22 protein-coding genes are annotated in these 22,487 nt (G+C 46.7%); 14 read left to right on the forward strand and 8 right to left on the reverse strand.

The genetic code is table 11. The features are described from left to right. Positions 1-3: 3 nt before the first annotated feature. From rpmB to mutM, 3 genes are all read left to right on the forward strand, one after another. On the forward strand, positions 4-240 hold the full coding sequence (gene rpmB / locus IB214_RS00445; RefSeq protein WP_003024071.1) for a 50S ribosomal protein L28: 237 nt from the start codon (positions 4-6) through the stop codon (positions 238-240). Positions 241-260: 20 nt separating this feature from the next. Next, positions 261-428 carry a 50S ribosomal protein L33 gene (gene rpmG, locus IB214_RS00450; RefSeq protein WP_003024094.1) on the forward strand — a complete coding sequence of 56 codons (168 nt, stop codon included), beginning with the start codon at positions 261-263 and terminating at the stop codon, positions 426-428. A gap of 98 nt (positions 429-526) precedes the next feature. Further along, on the forward strand, positions 527-1,336 hold the full coding sequence (mutM, locus tag IB214_RS00455) for a bifunctional DNA-formamidopyrimidine glycosylase/DNA-(apurinic or apyrimidinic site) lyase (RefSeq protein ID WP_117342557.1): 810 nt from the start codon (positions 527-529) through the stop codon (positions 1,334-1,336). Positions 1,337-1,350: 14 nt separating this feature from the next. On the opposite strand, the gene coaD is transcribed toward mutM, so the two are convergent. Both coaD and waaA read right to left on the reverse strand, forming a co-directional pair. Then, positions 1,351-1,830, reverse strand: coding sequence for a pantetheine-phosphate adenylyltransferase (gene coaD, locus IB214_RS00460; protein ID WP_115257165.1), 480 nt, complete (start codon positions 1,828-1,830; stop codon positions 1,351-1,353). Between the two features lie 8 nt (positions 1,831-1,838). Next, the gene (gene waaA, locus IB214_RS00465) at positions 1,839-3,116 is read right to left on the reverse strand and encodes a lipid IV(A) 3-deoxy-D-manno-octulosonic acid transferase (protein ID WP_115257166.1); all 1,278 of its coding nucleotides are present in this window, start codon (positions 3,114-3,116) and stop codon (positions 1,839-1,841) included. A 398-nt stretch (positions 3,117-3,514) separates the two neighbouring features. On the opposite strand from waaA, the gene rfaQ reads away from it, so the two are divergent. The 8 genes from rfaQ to IB214_RS00505 all read left to right on the forward strand — a co-directional run bounded on the left by rfaQ (position 3,515) and on the right by IB214_RS00505 (position 11,836). Next, positions 3,515-4,585, forward strand: coding sequence for a lipopolysaccharide core heptosyltransferase RfaQ (gene rfaQ, locus IB214_RS00470; RefSeq protein WP_117342556.1), 1,071 nt, complete (start codon positions 3,515-3,517; stop codon positions 4,583-4,585). Beyond that, positions 4,582-5,706, forward strand: a complete 1,125-nt coding sequence (locus tag IB214_RS00475; protein WP_117342555.1) for a glycosyltransferase family 4 protein — start codon at positions 4,582-4,584, stop codon at positions 5,704-5,706. Before rfaQ ends, IB214_RS00475 begins: the two co-directional genes overlap by 4 nt. Next, positions 5,699-6,496, forward strand: coding sequence for a lipopolysaccharide core heptose(I) kinase RfaP (gene rfaP / locus IB214_RS00480; RefSeq protein ID WP_117342554.1), 798 nt, complete (start codon positions 5,699-5,701; stop codon positions 6,494-6,496). The genes IB214_RS00475 and rfaP overlap by 8 nt, the downstream gene beginning before the upstream one ends. 16 nt (positions 6,497-6,512) lie before the next feature. Continuing rightward, positions 6,513-7,526: a lipopolysaccharide 3-alpha-galactosyltransferase gene (gene waaO / locus IB214_RS00485; protein ID WP_117342553.1), complete on the forward strand. Its 1,014-nt coding sequence runs from the start codon at positions 6,513-6,515 to the stop codon at positions 7,524-7,526. A 17-nt stretch (positions 7,527-7,543) separates the two neighbouring features. Further along, positions 7,544-8,545, forward strand: coding sequence for a glycosyltransferase (locus IB214_RS00490; protein WP_117342552.1), 1,002 nt, complete (start codon positions 7,544-7,546; stop codon positions 8,543-8,545). Between the two features lie 147 nt (positions 8,546-8,692). After that, positions 8,693-9,721 (forward strand): glycosyltransferase, encoded by a 1,029-nt coding sequence (locus IB214_RS00495; protein WP_188249378.1) that lies wholly within the window; start codon positions 8,693-8,695, stop codon positions 9,719-9,721. A gap of 44 nt (positions 9,722-9,765) precedes the next feature. Beyond that, positions 9,766-10,539, forward strand: a complete 774-nt coding sequence (locus IB214_RS00500) for a glycosyltransferase family 25 protein (RefSeq protein WP_117342550.1) — start codon at positions 9,766-9,768, stop codon at positions 10,537-10,539. Between the two features lie 40 nt (positions 10,540-10,579). After that, positions 10,580-11,836, forward strand: a complete 1,257-nt coding sequence (locus IB214_RS00505; RefSeq protein WP_117342549.1) for an O-antigen ligase family protein — start codon at positions 10,580-10,582, stop codon at positions 11,834-11,836. A gap of 39 nt (positions 11,837-11,875) precedes the next feature. On the opposite strand, the gene rfaC is transcribed toward IB214_RS00505, so the two are convergent. The 3 genes from rfaC to rfaD are packed head-to-tail and all read right to left on the reverse strand — an operon-like array spanning position 11,876 to position 14,817. After that, positions 11,876-12,832 (reverse strand): lipopolysaccharide heptosyltransferase RfaC, encoded by a 957-nt coding sequence (gene rfaC / locus IB214_RS00510; RefSeq protein WP_117342548.1) that lies wholly within the window; start codon positions 12,830-12,832, stop codon positions 11,876-11,878. Positions 12,833-12,835: 3 nt separating this feature from the next. Next, positions 12,836-13,882 carry an ADP-heptose--LPS heptosyltransferase RfaF gene (gene rfaF, locus IB214_RS00515; RefSeq protein ID WP_117342547.1) on the reverse strand — a complete coding sequence of 349 codons (1,047 nt, stop codon included), beginning with the start codon at positions 13,880-13,882 and terminating at the stop codon, positions 12,836-12,838. A 2-nt stretch (positions 13,883-13,884) separates the two neighbouring features. After that, on the reverse strand, positions 13,885-14,817 hold the full coding sequence (gene rfaD / locus IB214_RS00520; RefSeq protein ID WP_096759088.1) for an ADP-glyceromanno-heptose 6-epimerase: 933 nt from the start codon (positions 14,815-14,817) through the stop codon (positions 13,885-13,887). A 214-nt stretch (positions 14,818-15,031) separates the two neighbouring features. On the opposite strand from rfaD, the gene kbl reads away from it, so the two are divergent. The 3 genes from kbl (at position 15,032) to IB214_RS00535 (ending at position 18,493) form a co-directional block, all read left to right on the forward strand. Further along, positions 15,032-16,228: a glycine C-acetyltransferase gene (kbl, locus tag IB214_RS00525; RefSeq protein WP_117342546.1), complete on the forward strand. Its 1,197-nt coding sequence runs from the start codon at positions 15,032-15,034 to the stop codon at positions 16,226-16,228. A 9-nt stretch (positions 16,229-16,237) separates the two neighbouring features. Then, a complete protein-coding gene (gene tdh / locus IB214_RS00530; protein ID WP_117342545.1) occupies positions 16,238-17,263 on the forward strand; it encodes an L-threonine 3-dehydrogenase in 1,026 nt (341 codons plus the stop codon). Positions 17,264-17,455: 192 nt separating this feature from the next. After that, positions 17,456-18,493, forward strand: coding sequence for a glycosyltransferase (locus tag IB214_RS00535; protein ID WP_117342544.1), 1,038 nt, complete (start codon positions 17,456-17,458; stop codon positions 18,491-18,493). On the opposite strand, the gene IB214_RS00540 is transcribed toward IB214_RS00535, so the two are convergent. Genes IB214_RS00540 through gpmM form a run of 3 tightly spaced genes read right to left on the reverse strand, consistent with a single transcriptional unit; the run spans position 18,494 to position 22,267 of the window. Beyond that, positions 18,494-19,426, reverse strand: a complete 933-nt coding sequence (locus IB214_RS00540) for a divergent polysaccharide deacetylase family protein (protein WP_117342543.1) — start codon at positions 19,424-19,426, stop codon at positions 18,494-18,496. It abuts the gene before it with no gap. Between the two features lie 3 nt (positions 19,427-19,429). Continuing rightward, a complete protein-coding gene (gene envC / locus IB214_RS00545) occupies positions 19,430-20,689 on the reverse strand; it encodes a murein hydrolase activator EnvC (protein ID WP_232058724.1) in 1,260 nt (419 codons plus the stop codon). A gap of 33 nt (positions 20,690-20,722) precedes the next feature. Continuing rightward, complete coding sequence (gene gpmM, locus IB214_RS00550) at positions 20,723-22,267, reverse strand: 2,3-bisphosphoglycerate-independent phosphoglycerate mutase (RefSeq protein ID WP_096759095.1); 1,545 nt, start codon at positions 22,265-22,267, stop codon at positions 20,723-20,725. Positions 22,268-22,487: the final 220 nt, after the last annotated feature.

Genomic DNA, 22,487 nt, shown 5'->3' on the forward strand with positions numbered 1-22,487 from the left:
GACATGTCCCGAGTCTGCCAAGTTACTGGCAAGCGTCCGGTGACCGGTAACAACCGTTCCCACGCACTGAACGCGACTAAACGCCGTTTCCTGCCTAACCTGCACTCTCACCGTTTTTGGGTTGAGAGCGAGAAGCGTTTTGTCACCCTGCGTGTATCTGCTAAAGGTATGCGTGTTATTGATAAGAAAGGCATCGAAACAGTTCTGTCTGAACTGCGTGCCCGTGGCGAAAAGTACTAAGTACTAAGAGGAAATAAATCATGGCTAAAGGTATTCGTGAGAAAATCAAGCTGGTTTCTTCTGCTGGTACTGGTCACTTCTACACCACCACGAAGAACAAGCGTACTAAGCCGGAAAAACTGGAACTGAAAAAATTCGATCCAGTTGTCCGTCAGCACGTTTTATACAAAGAAGCGAAAATCAAATAATTTTCGCTTTGATGTAAAGAAAAACCCTGCCTCGGCGGGGTTTTTTGTTTTCTGGCCGTCCCCATATTAATGAGACCTGATACACCGCCGGAGATGCTATGCCTGAATTACCTGAAGTCGAAACCAGTCGCCGTGGTATTGAGCCGCATCTCGTTGGGGCAACGATTCTGCACGCCATTGTGCGTAATGGGCGTCTGCGTTGGCCGGTATCAGAAGAAATCTATCGTCTTAGTGATAAGCCTGTGCTTAGCGTACAACGTCGTGCGAAGTATCTGCTTTTAGAGCTAGCGGATGGCTGGATTATCATTCATCTGGGCATGTCAGGCAGTTTACGTATTCTTCCTGAAGAACGCCCGGCAGAAAAACACGACCATGTGGATTTGGTGATGAGCAATGGCAAAGTCCTACGCTATACCGATCCCCGGCGGTTTGGGGCGTGGTTATGGACCAAAGAACTGGCGGGACACAATGTTCTCGCGCATCTTGGCCCGGAGCCGCTGAGCGATGATTTCAACGCCAGTTACCTCCAGCAGAAATGCGCGAAGAAGAAAACGGCGATTAAACCCTGGCTGATGGATAACAAGTTAGTGGTGGGGGTTGGCAACATCTATGCCAGCGAGTCGCTGTTTGCGGCTGGTATCCATCCTGACCGCCTGGCATCGTCGCTGTCGATATCTGAGTGTGAGCTGTTGGTGCGCGTTATCAAGGCGGTTTTGCTTCGCTCTATCGATCAAGGGGGAACGACGCTGAAGGATTTTCTGCAAAGTGACGGCAAGCCGGGCTATTTTGCCCAGGAGTTGCAAGTCTATGGGCGAGAAGGTGAGCCTTGCCGTGCATGCGGCGCGCCGATCGTTGCGACAAAACATGCACAGCGAACGACATTCTACTGCCGTCGCTGCCAGAAATAGCGTAGATAACGCCTTTACTTCAGCTTGACCATTAACGCCTGGTGCACGTTCGCCGGTAAAAAGTGGGTCACGTCCCCCTGATGGCGGGCGACTTCTTTAACCAGCGATGATGAGATAAATGACCATTCTTTGGAAGGCATCAAAAAGACGCTTTCCAGCTGCGGCATCAGGTGGCGATTCATGTGCGCCAACTGCATTTCATACTCAAAATCTGCCACGGCACGCAGCCCACGAATCAGAACATTTGCCTGTTTATCGCGGGCGAAGTTTGCCATTAAGTCGCTAAACCCCAGTACTTCGACATTGTCGAGATGCGCCGTTGCCTGCTGTGCCAGCTCAACACGCTCTTCCAGAGTAAACATCGGTTTTTTACTGGGACTTGCGGCAATCGCCAGAATCACGTGATCGAACATGCTTGTTGCACGCGTCACGATATCGATATGGCCGTTAGTAATGGGATCGAAGGTTCCTGGATAAATTGCCCGTTTTTGCATGACAACCCTCAGTGCGTTTTGGGTGGCAGGTAAGGTTCCAGCAGCTGCAGCAGACGCTGTAGCGCGCCCTGGTTTTGATACAGAACTTCAACTGCATGACGACCATAGAAATTACGATAATCTGCATCGGTCAGCAACGACGAGATCTCTTTCACCAACGTGGTGGTATCGGTGACGGTGATCAATCCACTTGCCTGCTCAAGTCGGGCGCAAATATCTTTAAAATTAAAGGTATGTGGTCCCATCAGTACGGGAATCGCATGCGCTGCAGCTTCTAATGGGTTATGACCCCCACGTTCAACCAGTGAGCCGCCGACGAATGCCAGGTCGGCAATGCCGTACAGCAGCATCAGTTCGCCCATCGTATCGCCAATAACCACCTGAGTACCTGAAGACGGGACTTCTCCCGAGGACCGTGTGGTATAGCTTAGCCCAGCCTGGCGTACGAGGTTAATGGCATCCGGAAAACGTTCCGGATGACGTGGAACCAGAATCAGTAACAGATTCGGGAACTGATTTAATAATGCCTGATGCGCGGCGACGATAATGCTTTCTTCACCATCGTGTGTGCTGGTAGCAATCCATACCGGGCGATGTGGTGCCCACTGGCGACGTAACGTGATCGCTTTAGCGGCCAACTGCGGGGTGACGGAAATATCAAATTTTAGACTGCCGGTGACGGTCACCTGATTGCTCTTTGCGCCAAGCGTAATAAAGCGTGCACCATCTTCTTCATTTTGTGCGGCAATCAACGTAATACGACGTAGTAATCTGCCAACAAATTTACCCAGTTTCGCGTAGCCTGCGGCCGAGCGGGCGGAAAGTCGGGCGTTAGCAATGACCAGAGGAATATGACGTTTGTGGAGTGCCGCGATCAGATTTGGCCACAACTCGGTTTCCATGATTAACACCAGTTTGGGGTCAACTTTGTTCAGGAAACGGTTGAGTGCATCGGGTAAATCGTAAGGTAAATAGACGTGTTGAACGTCAGTACCAAATGCAGACTGGACGCGCTCTGAGCCGGTTGGTGTCATGGTGGTAACCGTGATCGGCAGGTCCGGATAACGATGTCGCAGGGCGCGGACTAATGGGATCGCCGCCAGTGTTTCGCCCACGGACACAGAATGCAGCATGATGCCGCCTGGCTTTAGCGGACGACGATAAAACCCGTAGCGTTCACCCCAGCGTTTACGGTAGGCCGGAGCCTTACGACCGCGCACCCAAAGCCGTATCCAGATCAAGGGCTGAATAAGGTAGAAAAGGGCGGTGTAAAGCAATTCGAGCATAATAGTGGCTAACCTAGGGATGTGCTGGGGATTCTATGTATTTAACTGTGGCTTTACCATTACTTTTCCAGATTTTAGCTTAAATAGCCTTAAGTGTGGCCCTTCCACTGGGGGAAACTTCATTTTTTTGCATTTTTATGCGAGTTGATGTTCTTCATTGGCAAAGTAGGTTCGTAAGGAAAAGGAATGCTTCGGTAGTTTATCTATGGTTATGATTTAAAAGGTTAAAATTATAAAGTTGTCTAGTTTTTATTCATGTCGGATTGAGATGAAAGAAGTGGTACACTAACGCGCAAAAGTCAGTACGGTATCAGTAATCAGGTAGCTGTTGAGCCTGGGGCGGTAGCGTGCTTTTTTCTGCTTAACTTAACCAGACAATCACAACAAAAGAGTCGCTTGTGGATAAGCTATTTCGAAGAATCCTGGTCATAAAAATGCGTTTTCACGGAGATATGTTATTAACAACTCCCGTCATTAGTACGCTAAAGCAGAACTATCCCGACGCTAAAATCGATGTGCTTCTTTATGAAGACACTATACCGATCTTGTCTGAAAATCCTGAAATTAATGCCCTTTATGGTATTAAAAATAAAAAGACAAAGTTAACAGGCAAGATTATAAATTTCCTGCAGCTAATCAAAGCATTGAGAGCAAACCGGTATGATTTGATTGTAAATCTTACGGATCAGTGGGTAGTTGCATTACTCATGCGGCTACTGAGTGCGCCAATCAAAATCTCTCAAGACTATGGTCATCGTCAGTCATTTTTCTGGAAAAATAGTTTTACATGCTTAGCTCCGTTGAGTGGTACCAATGTGGTGGAAAGTAATCTGTCTGTATTGACGCCGTTGAAACTGAAATCAATTGTGACACATACGACAATGAGTTACCCACCGGCCAGTTGGGAACGTATGCGGACTGAACTAAATCGAGCTGGGGTTGGTGAAGAGTACGTTGTGATTCAACCGACGGCACGCCAACGTTTCAAATGCTGGAACAACGAAAAGTTTTCAGAGGTAATTGATGCTTTGCACCAGCGTGGCCTGGAGGTAATTCTGACCTCTGGCCCAGGCGAGGATGATCTGGCTTGCGTTAATGAAATCGCACAAGGATGTGAACAAAAGCCTGTTACTACGCTAGCTGGAAAGATGAGTTTTCCTGAACTGGGAGCGGTTATCGATCATGCCCAGCTGTTTATTGGAGTTGACTCTGCCCCCGGACACATTGCTGCTGCGGTTGATACACCATTGATATGCCTGTTTGGCGCAACGGATCATAATTTTTGGCGACCATGGTCAAAGCAGATGATTCAATTTTGGGCTGGTGATTACCGTCCGATGCCACCACGTGAGCAGCGCGATCGCAATGAAATGTATCTTTCGGTGATTCCCGCTGACGATGTTATTGCTGCTGTCGATAAACTATTACCCGGTAGACTTGTGCCGCCACAAGCGGGGAGTCCCGTATGATTGTTGCTTTCTGTTTGTATAAATACTTCCCATTCGGTGGGTTACAGCGTGATTTTATGCGCATTGCGCAAACTGTAGCGGCACGAGGTCACCATGTTCGTGTCTACACGCAGTCCTGGGAAGGTGAGTGTCCTGACGTTTTTGAATTAGTTCTTGTACCGGTAAAGTCCCGGACAAACCATGGCCGCAATGCGGAATATTATTCTTGGGTCCAGGCACATTTACTCCAGCACCCTGTCGAGCGAGTTGTTGGGTTTAACAAAATGCCGGGGCTGGATATTTATTATGCTGCAGATGTTTGTTATGCCGAGAAAGTTGCGCAAGAAAAGAGCATTTTTTATCGTCTGACATCTCGTTATCGCCATTATGCTGAGTTTGAACGTGCGACTTTTCAGCAGGGGCAACCGACACAGCTTCTGATGTTGACGAATAAACAGATAGCGGATTTCCAGAAGCATTATCAGACTGAAGCTGAACGTTTTCATATTCTGCCCCCAGGTATTTATCCGGACCGTAAGTACAGCCAACAAATTCCGAATAGCAGAGACATTTATCGTCAGAAAAACGGTATTTCGGAGCAGCAGTATTTATTATTGCAAGTTGGTTCTGACTTTACCCGTAAGGGTGTGGATCGCTCTATACGTGCGTTGGCTTCTTTACCTGAGACACTTCGTCAAAATACGTTATTGTTTGTTGTAGGACAGGACAAACCTCGAAAGTTTCAGGCTCTGGCAGATAAATTGAATGTATATGCTAATGTACGTTTTTTCTCAGGCCGCAATGATGTTGCAGAATTAATGGCTGCTGCAGATCTATTGATGCACCCAGCTTACCAGGAAGCGGCAGGCATTGTGTTACTGGAATCTATTGCGGCAGGGCTACCGGTATTGACTACCGCCATCTGTGGTTATGCTCATTATATTCGTGATGCCAATTGCGGTGTTGTAATTGAAGAGCCTTTCCAACAAGACATTTTGAATGAGGTTTTATGCCGAGCCTTGCGAGAGCCTTCATTGTGTTCTGGCTGGAGGGAAAGTGCACGATACTATGCTGATACGCAAGATTTATACAGCCTGCCGGAGAAAGCTGCAGATATTATAACGGGAGGGGAGGATGGTTGAGCTGAAAGAACCGTTAGCCACATTATGGCGCGGGAAAGATGCATTTGAAGAAGTTAAAAATTTACAAGGTGAAGTATTCAGAGAGCTGGAAACACGCCGTACACTTAGATTTGAACTTGCCGGTAAAAGCTATTTTTTGAAATGGCACAGAGGTACGTCCCTCAAAGAGGTTGTAAAGAATCTACTGTCATTACGTATGCCTGTATTAGGCGCAGACAGAGAATGGAACGCAATTCATCGTCTGAGTCGTTTAGGCGTAGATACAATGCACGGTGTAGGGTTTGGCGAAAAAGGCTTGAATCCACTGACTAAAACTTCGTTTATTATTACCGAAGATCTTACACCAACTGTCAGCTTAGAAGATTATTGTGCCGATTGGATAGAAAATCCTCCTGATGTAAAAGTAAAGCGTATGCTTATTGACCGAGTTGCTACGATGGTGCGTAAAATGCATGCTGGGGGGATAAATCATCGTGATTGCTATATTTGTCACTTCTTATTGCATCTTCCTTTTTCAGGATGCAAGGACGACCTTAAGATTTCTGTAATTGATTTACATCGGGCGCAGATTCGGTCGAGTGTTCCTCAACGTTGGCGTGATAAGGATTTAATTGGTCTGTATTTTTCATCCATGAACATTGGGCTAACACAGCGCGACGTTTTTAGGTTTTTGCGTATTTATTTTTGTACTCCGCTGAAAGAATTATTCATCCAAGAACACAAGCTTTTAGCAATTGTGGAAAATAAAGCAAACAAAATAAAGGAAAGAACAATCAGGAAATCGTTATGATTTCTGGAGATAAAAAATGAATTTTCAGTATTTGAATGCTGATGAAATAATCGATAATACTATTGTTTTTGGCAAAGAAAATAGGTCTGATTTGTCAGTTTTACATATAGCATATGGTATTGATAAAAATTTCCTCTTGGGATGCGGTGTTTCAATTTCCTCTATCTTGATTCATAATAAAAAAAATAATTTTGTATTTCACATCTTCATTGATGATATACCTGAAGAAGCGCTGAAAAAATTTTCACAGTTAGCTTTAATGTATAATACATGCATTAAAATCCATACTGTTAATTGCAATAGATTGAAAAGTTTACCTACTACCAAGAACTGGTCTATTGCCATGTACTTCAGATTCCTGATTGGCGACTATTTTATAGATATTCAGGAGCGTGTACTTTATCTCGATGCTGATATTGTATGCCATGGGGATATCACTACGTTATTAACATTGGATTTTGAGCATAAAGTTGCTGCTGTAGTTACAGAACGCGATCAAAAATGGTGGTCTTCCCGCGCACAAAACTTGGAATGCATTGGACTTGAGCAGGGCTATTTCAATTCTGGTGTGTTACTTTTGAATACGACAGAATGGGCTAAAGAATTTGTTTCGGCTAAGGCTCTGGCGATGTTATCTGATAATGCTGTTATTAGCAAGCTTACTTATATGGATCAGGATATACTGAACATGATCTTATGGGATAAAGTGAAGTATATTAATGGTAACTATAACACCCAGTTCAGCATTAATTATGAGTTGAAAGAAAACTTTTCAAATCCCGTTAATGAGAATACTATATTTATTCATTATGTAGGACCAACTAAGCCATGGCATTCTTGGGCGATCTACCCAAGTACTTTACCATTTATGTGCGCTAAAAAATTATCTCCGTGGAAAGATACTCCATTAATGAGACCGAGTAATTCAAACTATGCGCGTTATTGTGCGAAGCATAACTTTAAGCAGAAAAAATTTGCAGTAAGTATATTCAATTACATGTGTTACTTTTATTTTAAAATGCTAAAGTAAACCCAGAGAATAACTATATGAATGAGTTTATAAAAGAACGTTTTTCATTTCAAGTGGAATGTAAGAAAGAAAATGCACCCGAACTGAATATATCTTACGGAATTGATAAAAACTTTCTCTATGGTGCAGGAGTGTCTATTTCATCTGTTATATTAAATAATCCTGATATTAATTTGGTTTTTCATGTTTTTACTGATTATATAGATGATGGTTACCTGACTAGTTTTAAAGAAACAGCGCAACAGTTAAATTCATCTATTATAATATATCTTATTGATCCTAAGTATTTTATAGATTTGCCAACATCCCAATTCTGGTCTTATGCAACATACTTCCGGATACTTTCTTTTGAATATTTAAGTGGAAGTATAACTTCATTGTTATATTTAGACGCGGATGTGGTTTGTAAGGGTAGTTTGAAGTTGATAACTGACATTAAATTTAATGATGAATTTGCTGCAGTAATTCCTGATAATGAAGATACACAAATTGCAAGTTCGACGCGTCTTAATTTACCTAACATTAAGGGGCACTATTTTAATGCTGGTGTAATTTATGTAAATCTCAGGAAGTGGCATGAGTCTAGTCTTACACCTTACCTTTTATCACTTTTAAGAGGGGAGACTAAATTCGGAATGTTGAAATATTTGGATCAGGATGCACTTAATATTGCGTTCAACATGAATAATATTTATCTCTCCAGGGATTATAATCAGATTTATACTCTAAAAAATGAACTTAGAGACCGGACTCATCAGGGGTATAAAAAAATAATAACTGATAAAACTGTCTTAATACATTACACCGGAATTACAAAACCATGGCATGATTGGGCTATATATCCGGCAGCACATTTTTTTAATTATGCTCGTGATAATTCTATATGGAGTAAATATCCCTTAAAGGAAGCACGTACGGTTGCGGAGATGCAAAAAAAATATAAGCACCAATTCATGCTTGGTAAATATATTAAGGGTGTGATTTCTTTACTAAAGTATAAAATCAGTAATAAAAAATAAAATATCTACTTTCCTGGTAAATTAGTAAATTAATATCAGCATTATATGCGATAGTTTTTTGAAGAATCCCAGTCTTAAAAGTATATTAAATATTGGTGTCGTAGGGATTGATAGTCAAACGACGCAACATCTCTCCGGGATAGATTTATGGAATTGTTTAATGATAGTATTTCAAAAGTAATTTCTTTAGGTTCGATTGAAGATAGCGACAAAGTCCTTAACATTGCCTATGGAATTGATCGTAACTTTCTATTTGGGGCAGCTGTATCAATGCAATCGATAGTGATGCATAACCCAGGGTTAGGGTTTGTTTTTCACCTATTTACTGATTACATCGATGATGATTATTCAATAAGACTGAAGCGCTTCATTGAAGAGAATCTAAACGTACAGGTTTGTGTTTATAAAGTTTCGCGAGATTTTATTGATATACTTCCAAGTCTGAAGCAATGGTCTTATGCAACTTTTTTCAGATTAGTTGCATTTCAATACCTTAGCAGCAGTACTGAGAATGTGCTTTATATTGATGCGGATGTAATATGTAAAGGTCCACTGGATGAGTTGTTAAAGATTAAGTTTGAAAAGGATATTTATGCCGCTGTGATTAAAGATGTACCTTTCATGCAGGGGAAACCGGCTCATCGTTTAGGAATTGAGGGATTACCAGGCAATTATTTTAATGCGGGTGTAGTATACCTTAAATTAGAAGCTTGGAGAAAAAACGATTTTATGAATAAATCAATTGCTATGCTTGTAAGTGATCCACAACATAAGAAGTATAAGTGCCTTGATCAAGATATTCTAAATATACTATTTCATGGGCATTGTGTATTTATTAGTGGTGATTACGATTGTTTTTATGGAATCGATTACGAATTGAAAAATAAATCTGATCAAGATTATAAAAAAAGCATTACAGATGATACGAAACTTATTCATTATGTGGGAGTAACAAAACCTTGGAATAACTGGACGAGTTATCCATGTCAGAAATATTTCGATGATGCGTATCAACTTTCATTTTGGAAAGATAAACCATACACTCCAGCGGTGACAGAAAATCAATTTTATATGAAGTATAAGCATGAATGGAAAAATGGATTATATTCTTCAGCTTTTGTTAGTCTTATTAGATATTATAGTAAAAAAGTAATGAGGAAGTACTTTAATATATAGTAATATTATATTTGTCTTTGCGGTGCGTAATTATAGGTTCCTTAATGAATATACCCGTCTACGTTGTCTCTTTGATTAGAGATCATGAAAGAAGAAATAAAATAGAAAAAGATTTTGTTGACTTAAATATTGATTTTCAATTTTTTGATGCGGTCGATGCAAAAAAATCATCTAATCATAAATTAATCGAAAGCATGAGGAGTAGTGGAGTCGGTTCTGAAATGACGGATGGCGAAATAGCATGTACGCTGAGTCATCAATTTATCTATCAAGATATGATCGATAAATCATATGACTGGGTAGTGATTCTCGAAGATGATGTGATTGTTGACTTTCGATTTAAAAAATTTTTATCATCATTAAATTTTGATCAAATAGAAAAATTAAAGAACGATAACCTTTATCTTTTAGGAGGGCAGAAAGGTTTACATGAGTATCCTGTATTAGGTTTAAGTCATGTCAGTGTTGAAAAAATCGGTTTTTGTAAGTTCCGTAGAGTTAACTTTAATAAATCAAAAATTCGTAGAACTTGCTGTTATTTAATGAATAAAAATATGGCGAAACAGTTATTAAATTTAACCCATTCTTATGGTACCTATCGTGCTGATAGTTGGGAGCTTATGCATCAAAAGAATATTATTAAAGACTTTTATCTTGATGAGATTATTTCTCATCCTATTGTGAATGAATCTAACAGTCATCTTGAGAAAGAGCGGATGATAATATCAGAAAAAAAACGACCTCGTACGAAATTTCAAAGAAAAATAAAACTTGCTCGTTCATGGATCAAGGTTGTCTTTTTCTCTTTCTTAAAATGATTTTTTGTTATCTATAATATTCTGATGTGAGTAATATAACGTGAAAAATAACTTAAAGGTTATACGAAATTTATTATGCAATATGATACTATCACTATATTTGATTGGTGTTATTTTTATTCCGATTGATTTATATATTACAAATAAAATTATAGTAGCAACTGGAGCTATCTCTTTCATTCTATTATTCTTCACATCACTACGTGATTATAAGAGAAGTTTGGTCGTTCTAGCTTCTGGACTCTTGTTATTAGGTGCATTAGACCTTGTATGGTACGAGCTCTATAAAAATAATCAAGCTATTTATATAAATAGTTATCGTGGGTATTTAGAAGCCGGTAAAATGTTCGTATTTAGTTCGTTTACTTTCCTTCTTTTAATAAATAATAATTTTAATATTTCTTTAAAGTACCATGTTACGATAGCTTTTTTAACTCAAATCCTTGTTATTTCTCGAGCTTGTTACCAGTATGTAATATTAAGTGCTGATAGAATTCCTCTTTCTGCGATGAGTGGTAATATAGGTCAAATGGGGGCGGCAACTATTGCAGCCTATGCGATAACATTTTGTGCATTATACTCTTCAATCGTCTTCCTTAAATTAGAATCAAAATATAAATGGATTGCTTTTTATACTAATTTCGCATTGGTATTTGTTGCATTATTGATGACAGGCACCCGTGCTGCTATTATTACTTTCCCTTTTTTAATTATTGCAATGCTATTTATTTATCATCGTGAAAGAAAAGTATTAATTTTAAAAGGGATTGGAGGGGTGTTAATCCTCCTTTTAGGCTGTGGTTTGTTATTTAGTAAAGAAATTGAACAGAGAGCTATAGCTCTCAAGAATGATATAAATTTATATTTAGTTAAAAATAACAGTCTATCTTCAGTCGGAGCTCGTTTCTCGATGATTCAGGCTGGTATTGAAGGTGCTCCCAAGGGACTTGAATGGCAATCCCTCGAACAAAGAGCAATTAATATAAATGAATTAAGCAATAAAAATAATATTTATAAAGGCGCGGTTGAGTTTCTTGGTGTACACATGCATAATGAAATAGTTGAAGCCCTATCTACGAAAGGGATTTTGGGTGTTATCGTTTTATTCTTTTTCTATGGCGCACTAATACACTATTGTCTCCGTGAAAAAAAGTATCTTCTTCTTGTTTTCCCTGCTTCAATAATGCTGTTCGGACTTAGTGATGTTATAACTCACGATAAACCAATACCTGCTTCATGGATTGTATGCTTATTCCTTTCTGCTTCATTATTAGGTAAGAAAGATAAACATTGTTAAATAAGAATGGGTGGGTGTTATCCCACTCATTAAATTTTGTCAATTACTGAGTAAGCCTACTACAATTGCAGGCATTAATCGGTCTAAATTATTATCTGGTGCCTGACACACCACTTGATTCTTCCCATACCCACCAATCAGCCCAGGGTCTGTTGGGCCATACAGGGTAATGTTCGGGCGATCCAGCGCTGCGGTTAAATGGCTGAGCCCTGTATCCACCGACACGACAAACTTTGCCCCCGCTAACACACTTGCGATCTCTTCCAGACTCATCCGCGGCAGGACATCGACGTAGTTAAAACCATCAGCCAGCCTTTTGGCGCGCGCTTCTTCATGAGGGGCACCCCAGGGCAGCTTAATGCGTATTCCGGCGTTATGTAACTGGCCAATCAGCTCCCGCCAGTTGGCTTCCGGCCAATGTTTATCATCACGGGTTGTCGCGTGTAAAAATACCGCATATTGGCCTGCATCAGCATTAAGATCGTTCAAGAAATGCTGCGCGATAGCATAATCGCCCTGCGACTGTGGTTTGGTATACCCCAGACTTTTCGCAAACAGTTCCCGCGTACGTTCAACGGCATGCTGCTGCCTGGCAATATGATGCTTACAGTTATAAAACAGGCTTGCCAGTGGCTCGCGAGCCGTGCTCCAGTCCATGCCATGCTTGATGCCGCGCCCCAGACGCGTAACCAGAGCGGCACTTTTAACCAGACCTTGGGCATCGATTATCGCGTCATACTGCTGTAAACGCACCGCATCGCGAAACGCTTTACGCTCGGCTTTAATCGGTGCTGAAAACCAGGTTTTACGCCAGCGGCGAATCGCCACGGGGATCACCCGGTCAACGGCTGAATGCCAGGATGGGATTTGCGCGAACCCTTCTTCAACCACCCAGTCAAACTGAATACCTGGAATTGCCCGCTGCGCATCGGTTAGCGCAGGCAATGTATGCAGTACATCGCCCATCGACGATGTTTTAACGATCAGAACCCGCATCCGTCAGGCTTCCTCTTGTAACAACAGGTCGTTCAGTTCTTCCAGAACGCGCTGAGGAGTGATGTCAATCAGGCTCTGATGATACCCTTGCGCCGCATCGCCCTTACGCACTTTGTGATAACCCGTTATCAGGCGGATCACACGTGCTTTATGGGAAAGAGGCGGAGTAAAATCCGGGCTGCTGGGGCCGTACAGAGCGACCAGCGGACGGTTCAGCGCGGCGGCTACGTGCATTAATCCTGAGTCATTGGTGACTACCGCTTTACAGGCGGCGAGAAGAATAACGGCCTGCTCGAGCTGCGTTTCACCCGCCAGATTACGGCACCATGCCTGCTGTTCGGTGTTGAGTGTCGCCAGAATTTCATTACCGGCTTCATGATCTTTGGCTGAGCCAAACAGTACGATCTGATGACCTTCGTCGATCAGCTGCTTTGCCAGTTCCGCATAGTGATAATGCGGCCAGCGTTTGGCCGGACCAAATTCTGCCCCAGGACAAAAACCGATGATCGGGCGTTCAGCACAGAGAGAGAACTGGCTACAGGTCAGTGATTTTTCACCTTCGCTGACTTGCAGCTGCGGCCATAACAGCGGCTGCGGTAAATCTTTCGCTGAAAGCATTACGCCTTTATCGTAGGCCAGCGCCACATAGCGCTCGACCATCAGCGGCCAGGCTTCTTTATCCAGCACGCGTGCATCATTGAGCAGCCCGTAGCGCATCTCACCGCGCCAGCCGGTACGATGGGGAATGCCCGCAAAGAACGGCACCAGCGCTGACTTAAATGAGTTCGGCAGCACGAAGGCACGATCGTAGCGTTTGTCACGCAGACTGTGGCCGAGTTTACGCCGTTCACCGATCTCCAGCGCACCGTGTCCTAGCGGCATGGCAATCGCGTCGTTGACTTCAGGCATGCGCGACAGCAGCGGACGACACCATGCCGGTGCCATCACGTCGATTATCGCCTGGGGATAGCGCGCCTTGAGCGTGCGATAGAGACTTTGCGACATCATCATGTCGCCAACCCAGGACGGGCCTATCACCAAAATTTTCATACTTACGCGTCGCGGTTCAGCCAGGCCATATATTCCGTTACGCCTTCGGCCACGGTCTTAAACGGCTTGTCGTAGCCTGCTGCGCGCAGGTTAGTCAGGTCCGCCTGAGTAAACGCCTGGTAGCGGCCTTTCAGTTTTTCCGGGAACGGAATGTACTCAATGCTGCCTTTTTTATGGTAAGCCAGCGTAGCATCCGCCACGGCCTGGAATGATTCCGCGCGACCGGTACCGAGGTTAAAGATACCGGATACACCGTTTTCCAGGAACCACAGGTTAACTGCGGCAACATCGCCGACATAGACGAAATCACGTTTGAAGTTTTCGCTGCCTTCAAACAGTTTTGGCGTTTCGCCATTGTTGAGTTGGGTATTGAGATGGAAAGCCACGCTTGCCATGCTGCCTTTATGGCCTTCACGCGGTCCGTAGACGTTGAAATAGCGGAAGCCGACAATCTGCGAATCCGCTTCTGGCAGGATCTGACGAACATACTCGTCGAACAGGAACTTTGAGTAGCCGTAAACGTTCAGCGGTTTTTCATATTCACGGGATTCGATGAAGTCAGAAGTACGTCCGCCGTAAGTGGCTGCAGAAGAGGCGTACAGGAACGGAATTTCGCGTTCCAGGCAGTAGTGCAGCAGCTCTTTGGAGTATTGATAGTTATTGTCCATCATATACTTGCCATCCCACTCGGTGGTGGAAGAGCATGCGCCTTCGTGGAAAATTGCTTCGATATCGCCGAATTCTTCACCGGCCATAATCTGGATCAGGAAGTCTTCCTTATCCATGTAGTCAGCAATATTCAGATCCACCAGGTTAACAAACTTGGTGCCGTCTTTCAGGTTGTCCACCACCAGGATATCAGTGATGCCTTTATCATTCAGTGACTTAACGATGTTGCTGCCGATAAAGCCCGCGCCGCCGGTAACGATGATCATAAATGTAACCTTCGAATTATGGAGTCAGAGACAATCTCAGACACGAATACTTCTATCATATCACTACATGGCCCTGGCTTCAGCCATTCACCGATAAGCCGTGCGGGTACACGTGATTTATGCTTCATTTTGAAGAAGTGATGACGCGTCATCTCGTATCAATGTATAGCTTTGGGTAATATGTGCTGAAATTTGCCCAGTCTGGAGAATTGCAATGCGTGGGAATTTTTACAAGCAGTTAACGAACGACCTGGAAACCGCACGTGCGGAAGGGCTGTTTAAAGAAGAACGCATTATTACGTCTGCGCAGCAGGCGGATATCACGGTGGCTGATGGAAGCCACGTGATTAACTTTTGTGCGAACAACTATCTGGGACTGGCTAACCACCCGGAACTGATTGCAGCGGCAAAAGCGGGTATGGATTCTCACGGGTTTGGCATGGCTTCGGTGCGCTTTATCTGCGGCACCCAGGACAGCCACAAGCAGCTGGAGCAAAAACTGGCGGCGTTCCTCGGTATGGAAGATGCCATTCTTTATTCTTCCTGCTTTGATGCCAACGGCGGCCTGTTCGAAACGCTGCTGGGCGCAGAAGATGCGATTATCTCCGATGCCCTGAACCACGCCTCTATCATCGACGGCGTTCGTCTGTGTAAAGCGAAGCGTTTCCGTTACGCCAATAATGATATGCAGGAACTGGAAGCGCGCCTGAAAGAGGCGCGTGAATCTGGGGCGCGTCACGTGCTGATTGCTACCGACGGCGTGTTCTCGATGGACGGCGTGATTGCCAACCTGAAAGGTGTCTGCGACCTGGCGGATAAGTACGATGCACTGGTGATGGTTGATGATTCCCACGCGGTGGGTTTTGTCGGCGAAAACGGCCGCGGTTCCCATGAATACTGCGAAGTGATGGGGCGTGTCGACATCATTACCGGTACGCTGGGTAAAGCACTGGGCGGCGCGTCCGGTGGTTATACCGCAGCGCGTAAAGAAGTCGTGGAGTGGCTACGTCAGCGTTCCCGTCCGTACCTGTTCTCCAACTCACTGGCTCCGGCGATTGTGGCGGCGTCCATTAAGGTGCTGGAAATGGTTGAGTCCGGCCATGATCTGCGCGATCGCCTGTGGGCAAACGCTCGTCAGTTCCGTGAGCAAATGTCCGCCGCTGGCTTTACGTTAGCCGGTGCCGATCACGCGATTATTCCGGTGATGTTGGGTGATGCAGTCGTTGCACAACAGTTCTCCCGTGAACTGCAAAAAGAAGGTATTTACGTTACCGGCTTCTTCTATCCGGTGGTTCCGAAAGGCCAGGCGCGTATCCGTACCCAGATGTCTGCGGCGCATACCCCTGAGCAGATTACGCGTGCTGTTGACGCGTTCACACGCATTGGTAAACAACTGGGCGTTATTGCCTGAGGATGTGAAATGAAAGCGTTATCCAAACTGAAAGCGGAAGAAGGCATTTGGATGACCGACGTTCCTGAACCGGAAGTCGGTCATAACGATTTGCTGATTAAAATCCGTAAAACAGCCATCTGCGGGACTGACGTTCACATTTATAACTGGGATGAATGGTCGCAAAAAACCATCCCGGTTCCAATGGTTGTTGGGCATGAGTATGTCGGCGAAGTAGTCGGCATCGGCCAGGAAGTGAAAGGTTTTAAAATTGGCGATCGCGTGTCGGGTGAAGGCCACATTACTTGCGGACATTGCCGTAACTGCCGTGGTGGGCGTACTCACCTGTGCCGCAATACGGCCGGTGTCGGTGTAAACCGTCCGGGTTGTTTTGCTGAGTACCTGGTGATCCCGGCGTTTAACGCGTTCAAGATCCCGGATAACATCTCCGATGATTTAGCCTCAATCTTCGATCCGTTCGGCAATGCGGTTCACACGGCACTGTCGTTCGATTTGGTCGGAGAAGATGTGCTGGTTTCCGGTGCAGGTCCTATCGGTATTATGGCGGCAGCCGTCGCGAAGCACGTTGGTGCACGCCACGTTGTCATTACGGATGTGAATGAGTATCGCCTTGAGCTGGCACGAAAAATGGGTATTACTCGCGCGGTAAACGTAGCGAAAGAGAACCTGACTGATGTCATGGCCGAGCTGGGTATGACCGAAGGGTTTGATGTGGGTCTGGAGATGTCCGGTGCGCCGCCAGCGTTCCGCACCATGCTGGACACCATGAACCACGGCGGTCGCATCGCCATGCTGGGTATTCCGCCGTCAGACATGTCCGTCGACTGGACGAAGGTTATCTTTAAAGGGCTGTTTATTAAAGGTATTTACGGTCGCGAAATGTTTGAAACTTGGTACAAAATGGCTGCACTTATCCAGTCTGGTCTGGATTTGTCGCCAATCATCACCCATCGGTTCTCCATCGATGAGTTCCAGCAGGGCTTTGACGCGATGCGTTCAGGTCAGTCAGGGAAAGTGATCCTGAGCTGGGATTAACCGTTTCTGATTAATGGGTTCTGTGTGCTGTCCCCGGATATTTATGTTCATTAAATACCCGGGGATTTTTTTCTGGCGCGATCCCGCTTGTCCGGCGCATTTTAGGTCAAAGATAAGAATAACTTTCTCTGATCTTCTGCCGCGTAATATGCTAAAAATTGCCGTTAATTACATTGTTTGGCAGGATTTTATATGACCTATACTCCCGGCCTATTGAGCGTCATTATGCCGCTTTACAATACGGGTGAACCGTTCATTGCGTGTATGGATTCGCTGATCGCGCAAACCTGGAAAAATCTGGAGATCATCATCGTAAATGATGGCTCTACGGATAACTCGACGGAGCTTGCTCAGGCGTATGCGGATCGTTATCCACACGTCCATCTGCTGCACCAGCGTAACGGGGGCGTCTCGGCGGCGCGAAATACCGGTATGGCGGTAGCAAAGGGCGAGTATATCGCTTACGTCGATGGTGACGACATTGCCTATCCGGAAATGTATGAAACGCTGATGAATATGGCGCTGCAGGACAATCTGGACGTTGCCCAGTGCAACGCCGACTGGTGTATTGCGGAAACGGGTCATACCTGGGCATCTATTCCCACCGATCGTATTCGTTCTACCGGCGTCATGACCGGGCCGGACTGGCTGCGAAAAGCACTTGCCAGTCGTCGCTGGCGGCATGTGGTCTGGATGGGGGTTTACCGTCATCAAACCATCCGCGACGCTGGGCTAACCTTTCTTTCCGGTCTGCACCACCAGGATATTATTTGGACGACGGAGTTTATGTTTAACGCCAAACGCGCGCGTTACACGGAGGTTCCGCTGTATAAATATTTCCTGCACGGCGCGTCCGTCAGTCGCCTGCCGCGTACCGGAGAGAAGAATCTGGCCTATCAGCGCCACTACATCAAAATTACCCGCCTGCTGGATAAGATGAATCATGATTACGCCGGGCGTATTCCGATTTACCCTGAATTCAAACAGCAGGTGATTTACGAAGCGCTACGCGTATGCCATTGCATCCGTAAAGAGCCAGACGAAAAGATTCGCCAGCGCATGATTGCCGAGGTGTTTGTATCGGGTATGTTCAAGCGAATGGTGAGCAATATTTGCAGCGTTAAGCTGGGTTATCAGGTGCTGTTATGGGCCATCCGGTTTAGCAAGTGGCGCGATAAATCACTGACGCCACGCCGTCTGGCCCATGTCACGCTGGGTCTGAAAGACTGATTACGACCAGCCCTGCCACTGCAGGCGCATATATTGTACCAGCGTGCTTTGGGTGATGCTCTCACCGAGCACGCTAAAGAATCGGCTGGCGTAAATGGGTTCTAACGGTTGCTTCGGTTTGCACAGTTTCACCCCGCGGAAAGGATTTCGCGGCGCATCAGGCGTGCCGTTTTTCGGTGGCGTCTGATTTGGCGTAGAGGTATCTACCTGTGGTTCATTGAGCAGGCTGCTTGGGCGAACCAGCGTAATGTCAGCGGGCAGGTTATAAACCATTTGCTGCAATACGCGTACCGTCGAAGGATGAGGGTGCCCAATCGCGATAGCGGAACCGTTGCGGCGTGCCAGTTCGACCGCGCGGTTAAACTGGCGGCGAATGTCCGCTTCGTTTTGCGTGTCGTCGAGGAAGACTTTGCGTTTGATCACTTTCACGCCCGTTCCTCCTGCCGCACGCATGGACTGGCTGTTACCGATGGTCATACTGTCCAGGAAATAAAGATCGTACCGTTCCAGTGCCTGCATCACTTTCTGCATGCCAAACAGGCTGGAGGTCATCGCGCTGCCCATATGGTTGTTAAGCCCGACGGCATACGGCACTTTGCTTACCGCATCGCGAATAATCCGCTCAATCTCGTCGCTGCTCATCTCCGGGCGCAGGGTATCTTTCTCAAGCGGCTGTTTGCTGAGAGGCGCCATCGGCAGATGGATTAAGACTTCATGTCCGCTGTTATGCGCTTTGGTCGCCATCTCCCGTGCATGTGGTGCATTGGGCAGAACGGCAACGGAGATCGCAGAAGGCATCGCTAGCACCTGATTCTCGTTGTGCGGACGATAACCGAAATCGTCGATCACGATGGCAAGCTTACCGGCAAAAACAGAGGGAGCGAATGCCAGCAGGCTGGCGAGTGAGAATATTATGCGGCGAAACTGAGGCAAAACTTATCTTCCCAACCACGGCTGTGGATTGACCGCCTGACCCTGGCGACGAATTTCGAAATAGAGTGCGGGTCTGCCCTGACCGCCGCTGCTACCCACCAGGGCAATCGGCTGTCCGGCACGCACCTGCGTACCTACGCTGACCAGCGCGCTTTGGTTATAGCCGTACAGGCTCATATCGCCTTTACCGTGCTCAACCACGACCACCAGGCCATAACCCTGAAGCCAGTCGGCCAGAATAACGCGACCGTCGGCAATGGCTTTCACTTCGGTGCCTTCAGATGCGCCAATGACCATCCCTTTCCAACGTAGCTCACCTTGCAGCTGTTCGCCATAGCGATGCAGCGTTGGGCCACGGACGGGCCAGAATGCCTGACCGCGCGGCGAACCTAACCCCCCGGTACGGGACATCAAGGATTTTTCGTTTTCGGTCGGCTTGTAGGTCGACCCTTTGCGCGATGCATCCTTTTGCTTATCGCGCACCGCCTGTGCTTCGCGGGCTTCACGTTCAGCGCGCGCTTTGGCGGCGGCCTCGGCCCGTGCAAGGCTGCTGCGTAGGCGGGATTCGTTGGCGCGCAGTTCGCTGAGCTGCTGCTGGCCCTGCTGAATGGAGGACTCCAGCCCAGCGAGCGTTTTTTGGCGCTCGTTACGCGCCTGTTCCAGCTTGGCCTGTTGAGCGCGCTGCTCGTACAGCAGCGTTTGCTGCTCACTCTGTTTATCTTCCAGCTCGGCCTTCTGCGAATCGACCTCTTCGCGGGTTTGCTTCAACTGGGCGATGGTTTCCTGCCGCGCCTGGTTCAGATAGCCAAAATAGGCCTGCAGGCGCTGCCCGCGCTGACTCTCTTCGCCACTGAGGATTAACTGAATGCCGGTGTGCTCACCCTGACGAAACGCGGCGTCCAGTTGGGCGGCCAGGCTGCGTTCCTGTGCTGCTCGCTGCTTTTCCAGCTTCGCGAGGGCGGCGTTCATTTCGGCAATTTGCGCATTCAGTTGCGCCAGTGAATTTTGCGTTTCGCGCAGCTGTCGTGCCGCAACGGCGATGGCCTGTTCCTGGGCTTTAAGCTGGGCGAGGAGGGTGGAACGTTGCTGTTGTTGCTGGCGTACCGCGCGTTCTTTTGCCGCGATATCGGCCTGAATAGATTTGAGCTGGTCGCGTTCGTCCGCGTGGGCGGAAAAGGCGCACAACAATACGCCAGCGCTAATCACGCTGGCGTATAACAAGGGCCTGACTGAAAACCTACGCGGTTTTGCGGCCCATGTGATGGTATTAATCGCCTTTCCCCTCATGGGGAGGGATTATTCCACGATGAACAGCGGCTTACCAGTCATCTCTTGCGGGATTTCCATGCCCATCAGCGTCAGCATGGTCGGGGCGATATCGGAAAGTTTACCGCCATCGACAGCTTTGACGTTTTTACCACCGACATAAATCAGCGGAACCGGCAGGTTGGTATGTGCAGTATGTGCCTGACCGGTAGACGGATCGCGCATTTGCTCAGCGTTACCGTGGTCTGCGGTGATCAGCAATTGGCCGCCAACGGACTCAACCGCTTTGGCCACTTGCTCAACGCAGTGATCCAGCGCTTCAACCGCTTTAACCGCAGCATCCATTACCCCGGTATGACCGACCATGTCGCCGTTCGGGTAGTTACAGATGATGGTGTCGTATTTCCCGCTCTCAATCGCGGCAACCAGCTTCTCGGTCAGCTCTGCGGAGCTCATTTCTGGCTGCAGATCGTAGGTGGCTACTTTCGGCGAGTTGATCAGGATACGGTCTTCGCCTTTGAACGGCTCTTCTACGCCACCGTTGAAGAAGAAGGTCACGTGTGCATATTTTTCAGTTTCGGAAATACGCAGCTGGGTTTTGTCGTGCTTCGCCATCCACTCGCCGAGGGTATTCGCCAGAGACGTTGGTGGGTAAGCTACCGCTGTTTTGATGTCGGCCGCGTATTCGGTCAACTGCACAAAGTTGAGGTTAACCACTTTCTTACGCGCGAAGCCATCGAAGTCAGCGTTCACAAACGCGCGAGTGATTTCACGCGCACGGTCAGCACGGAAGTTCATGAAAATCAGCGTATCGCCGTCTTCCATTGCGGCATCGGCCTGGCCTTCTGCGCGGATCACGGTCGCTTTTACGAATTCGTCGTTTTCATCACGAGCATAAGCGGCCTGCAGACCTGCTACTGCGGTGTCAGCCTGGAATTCACCCTGGGCCAGCGTCATCAGGTCATACGCTTTTTCAACGCGATCCCAACGGTTGTCGCGGTCCATGGCGTAGTAACGACCAATAATGGACGCAACGCGACCTTTGCCCAGTGCTGCAAATTTTTCTTCGAATTTTTGCAGCGACTTTTCAGCGCTGCGCGGTGGGGTGTCACGGCCATCGAGGAAGGCGTGCAGATAGATTTTTTCTGCGCCGCGTTCTGCCGCCAGCTCAACCATCGCCAGGATGTGATCTTCGTGGCTGTGTACGCCGCCCGCAGACAGCAGACCCATGATGTGTACTGCTTTGCCGCTATTTTTCGCCTGGTCGACCGCATCGGTCAGTACCGGGTTAGTGAAGAAAGTCCGTTCTTTAATTTCAACATCCAGACGGGTCAGATCCTGATACACGATACGGCCCGCGCCCAGGTTGACGTGACCCACTTCGGAGTTACCCATCTGGCGGTCAGGCAGGCCGACTTCCAGACCAGATGCGTCAATCAGGGTATGTGGACGTTTGGCCCACAGAGCATCCATAACCGGGGTTTTAGCATTAAAAATGGCGTTATCCTGGCTGTCTTCGCGATAGCCGTAGCCATCCAGAATCACCAGTACCATAGGTTTTTTAGAAACCGACATTGCGACAACCTCACACTTAATAGATAAAAATAATTGCGTAATTTTACTACAGCTGAATCGATAAAGTAGCCCCCGAAGATCAAATAATGGGGTATAGCACGTCAGGGAGGACTCGGATTTACGTTTTTTTTTCCGTAGCGCCCCGCAAAAATGCAATCCAATGCACGCTCTGGCTGTATTTGCGCCAACGCGCAGGTATACTCTTTCCCTGGTTTTTTTA

It is taken from the genome of Citrobacter sp. C1, from assembly GCF_014596895.2.
Classification (GTDB): domain Bacteria; phylum Pseudomonadota; class Gammaproteobacteria; order Enterobacterales; family Enterobacteriaceae; genus Citrobacter; species Citrobacter gillenii.

Excerpts from the sequence above, each read along its gene's own strand:
- IB214_RS00495 (WP_188249378.1), top strand. The coding sequence starts at position 8,693 with ATGGAATTGTTTAATGATAGTATTTCAAAAGTAATTTCTTTAGGTTCG.
- tdh (WP_117342545.1), top strand. The coding sequence starts at position 16,238 with ATGAAAGCGTTATCCAAACTGAAAGCGGAAGAAGGCATTTGGATGACC.
- IB214_RS00500 (WP_117342550.1), top strand. The coding sequence starts at position 9,766 with ATGAATATACCCGTCTACGTTGTCTCTTTGATTAGAGATCATGAAAGA.
- rpmB (WP_003024071.1), top strand. The coding sequence starts at position 4 with ATGTCCCGAGTCTGCCAAGTTACTGGCAAGCGTCCGGTGACCGGTAAC.
- IB214_RS00490 (WP_117342552.1), top strand. The coding sequence starts at position 7,544 with ATGAATGAGTTTATAAAAGAACGTTTTTCATTTCAAGTGGAATGTAAG.
- mutM (WP_117342557.1), top strand. The coding sequence starts at position 527 with ATGCCTGAATTACCTGAAGTCGAAACCAGTCGCCGTGGTATTGAGCCG.
- waaA (WP_115257166.1), bottom strand. The coding sequence starts at position 3,116 with ATGCTCGAATTGCTTTACACCGCCCTTTTCTACCTTATTCAGCCCTTG.
- rfaP (WP_117342554.1), top strand. The coding sequence starts at position 5,699 with ATGGTTGAGCTGAAAGAACCGTTAGCCACATTATGGCGCGGGAAAGAT.
- gpmM (WP_096759095.1), bottom strand. The coding sequence starts at position 22,267 with ATGTCGGTTTCTAAAAAACCTATGGTACTGGTGATTCTGGATGGCTAC.
- waaO (WP_117342553.1), top strand. The coding sequence starts at position 6,513 with ATGAATTTTCAGTATTTGAATGCTGATGAAATAATCGATAATACTATT.
- coaD (WP_115257165.1), bottom strand. The coding sequence starts at position 1,830 with ATGCAAAAACGGGCAATTTATCCAGGAACCTTCGATCCCATTACTAAC.
- IB214_RS00535 (WP_117342544.1), top strand. The coding sequence starts at position 17,456 with ATGACCTATACTCCCGGCCTATTGAGCGTCATTATGCCGCTTTACAAT.
- rfaD (WP_096759088.1), bottom strand. The coding sequence starts at position 14,817 with ATGATCATCGTTACCGGCGGCGCGGGCTTTATCGGCAGCAACATCGTT.
- rfaC (WP_117342548.1), bottom strand. The coding sequence starts at position 12,832 with ATGCGGGTTCTGATCGTTAAAACATCGTCGATGGGCGATGTACTGCAT.
- IB214_RS00475 (WP_117342555.1), top strand. The coding sequence starts at position 4,582 with ATGATTGTTGCTTTCTGTTTGTATAAATACTTCCCATTCGGTGGGTTA.
- rfaF (WP_117342547.1), bottom strand. The coding sequence starts at position 13,882 with ATGAAAATTTTGGTGATAGGCCCGTCCTGGGTTGGCGACATGATGATG.
- rpmG (WP_003024094.1), top strand. The coding sequence starts at position 261 with ATGGCTAAAGGTATTCGTGAGAAAATCAAGCTGGTTTCTTCTGCTGGT.
- kbl (WP_117342546.1), top strand. The coding sequence starts at position 15,032 with ATGCGTGGGAATTTTTACAAGCAGTTAACGAACGACCTGGAAACCGCA.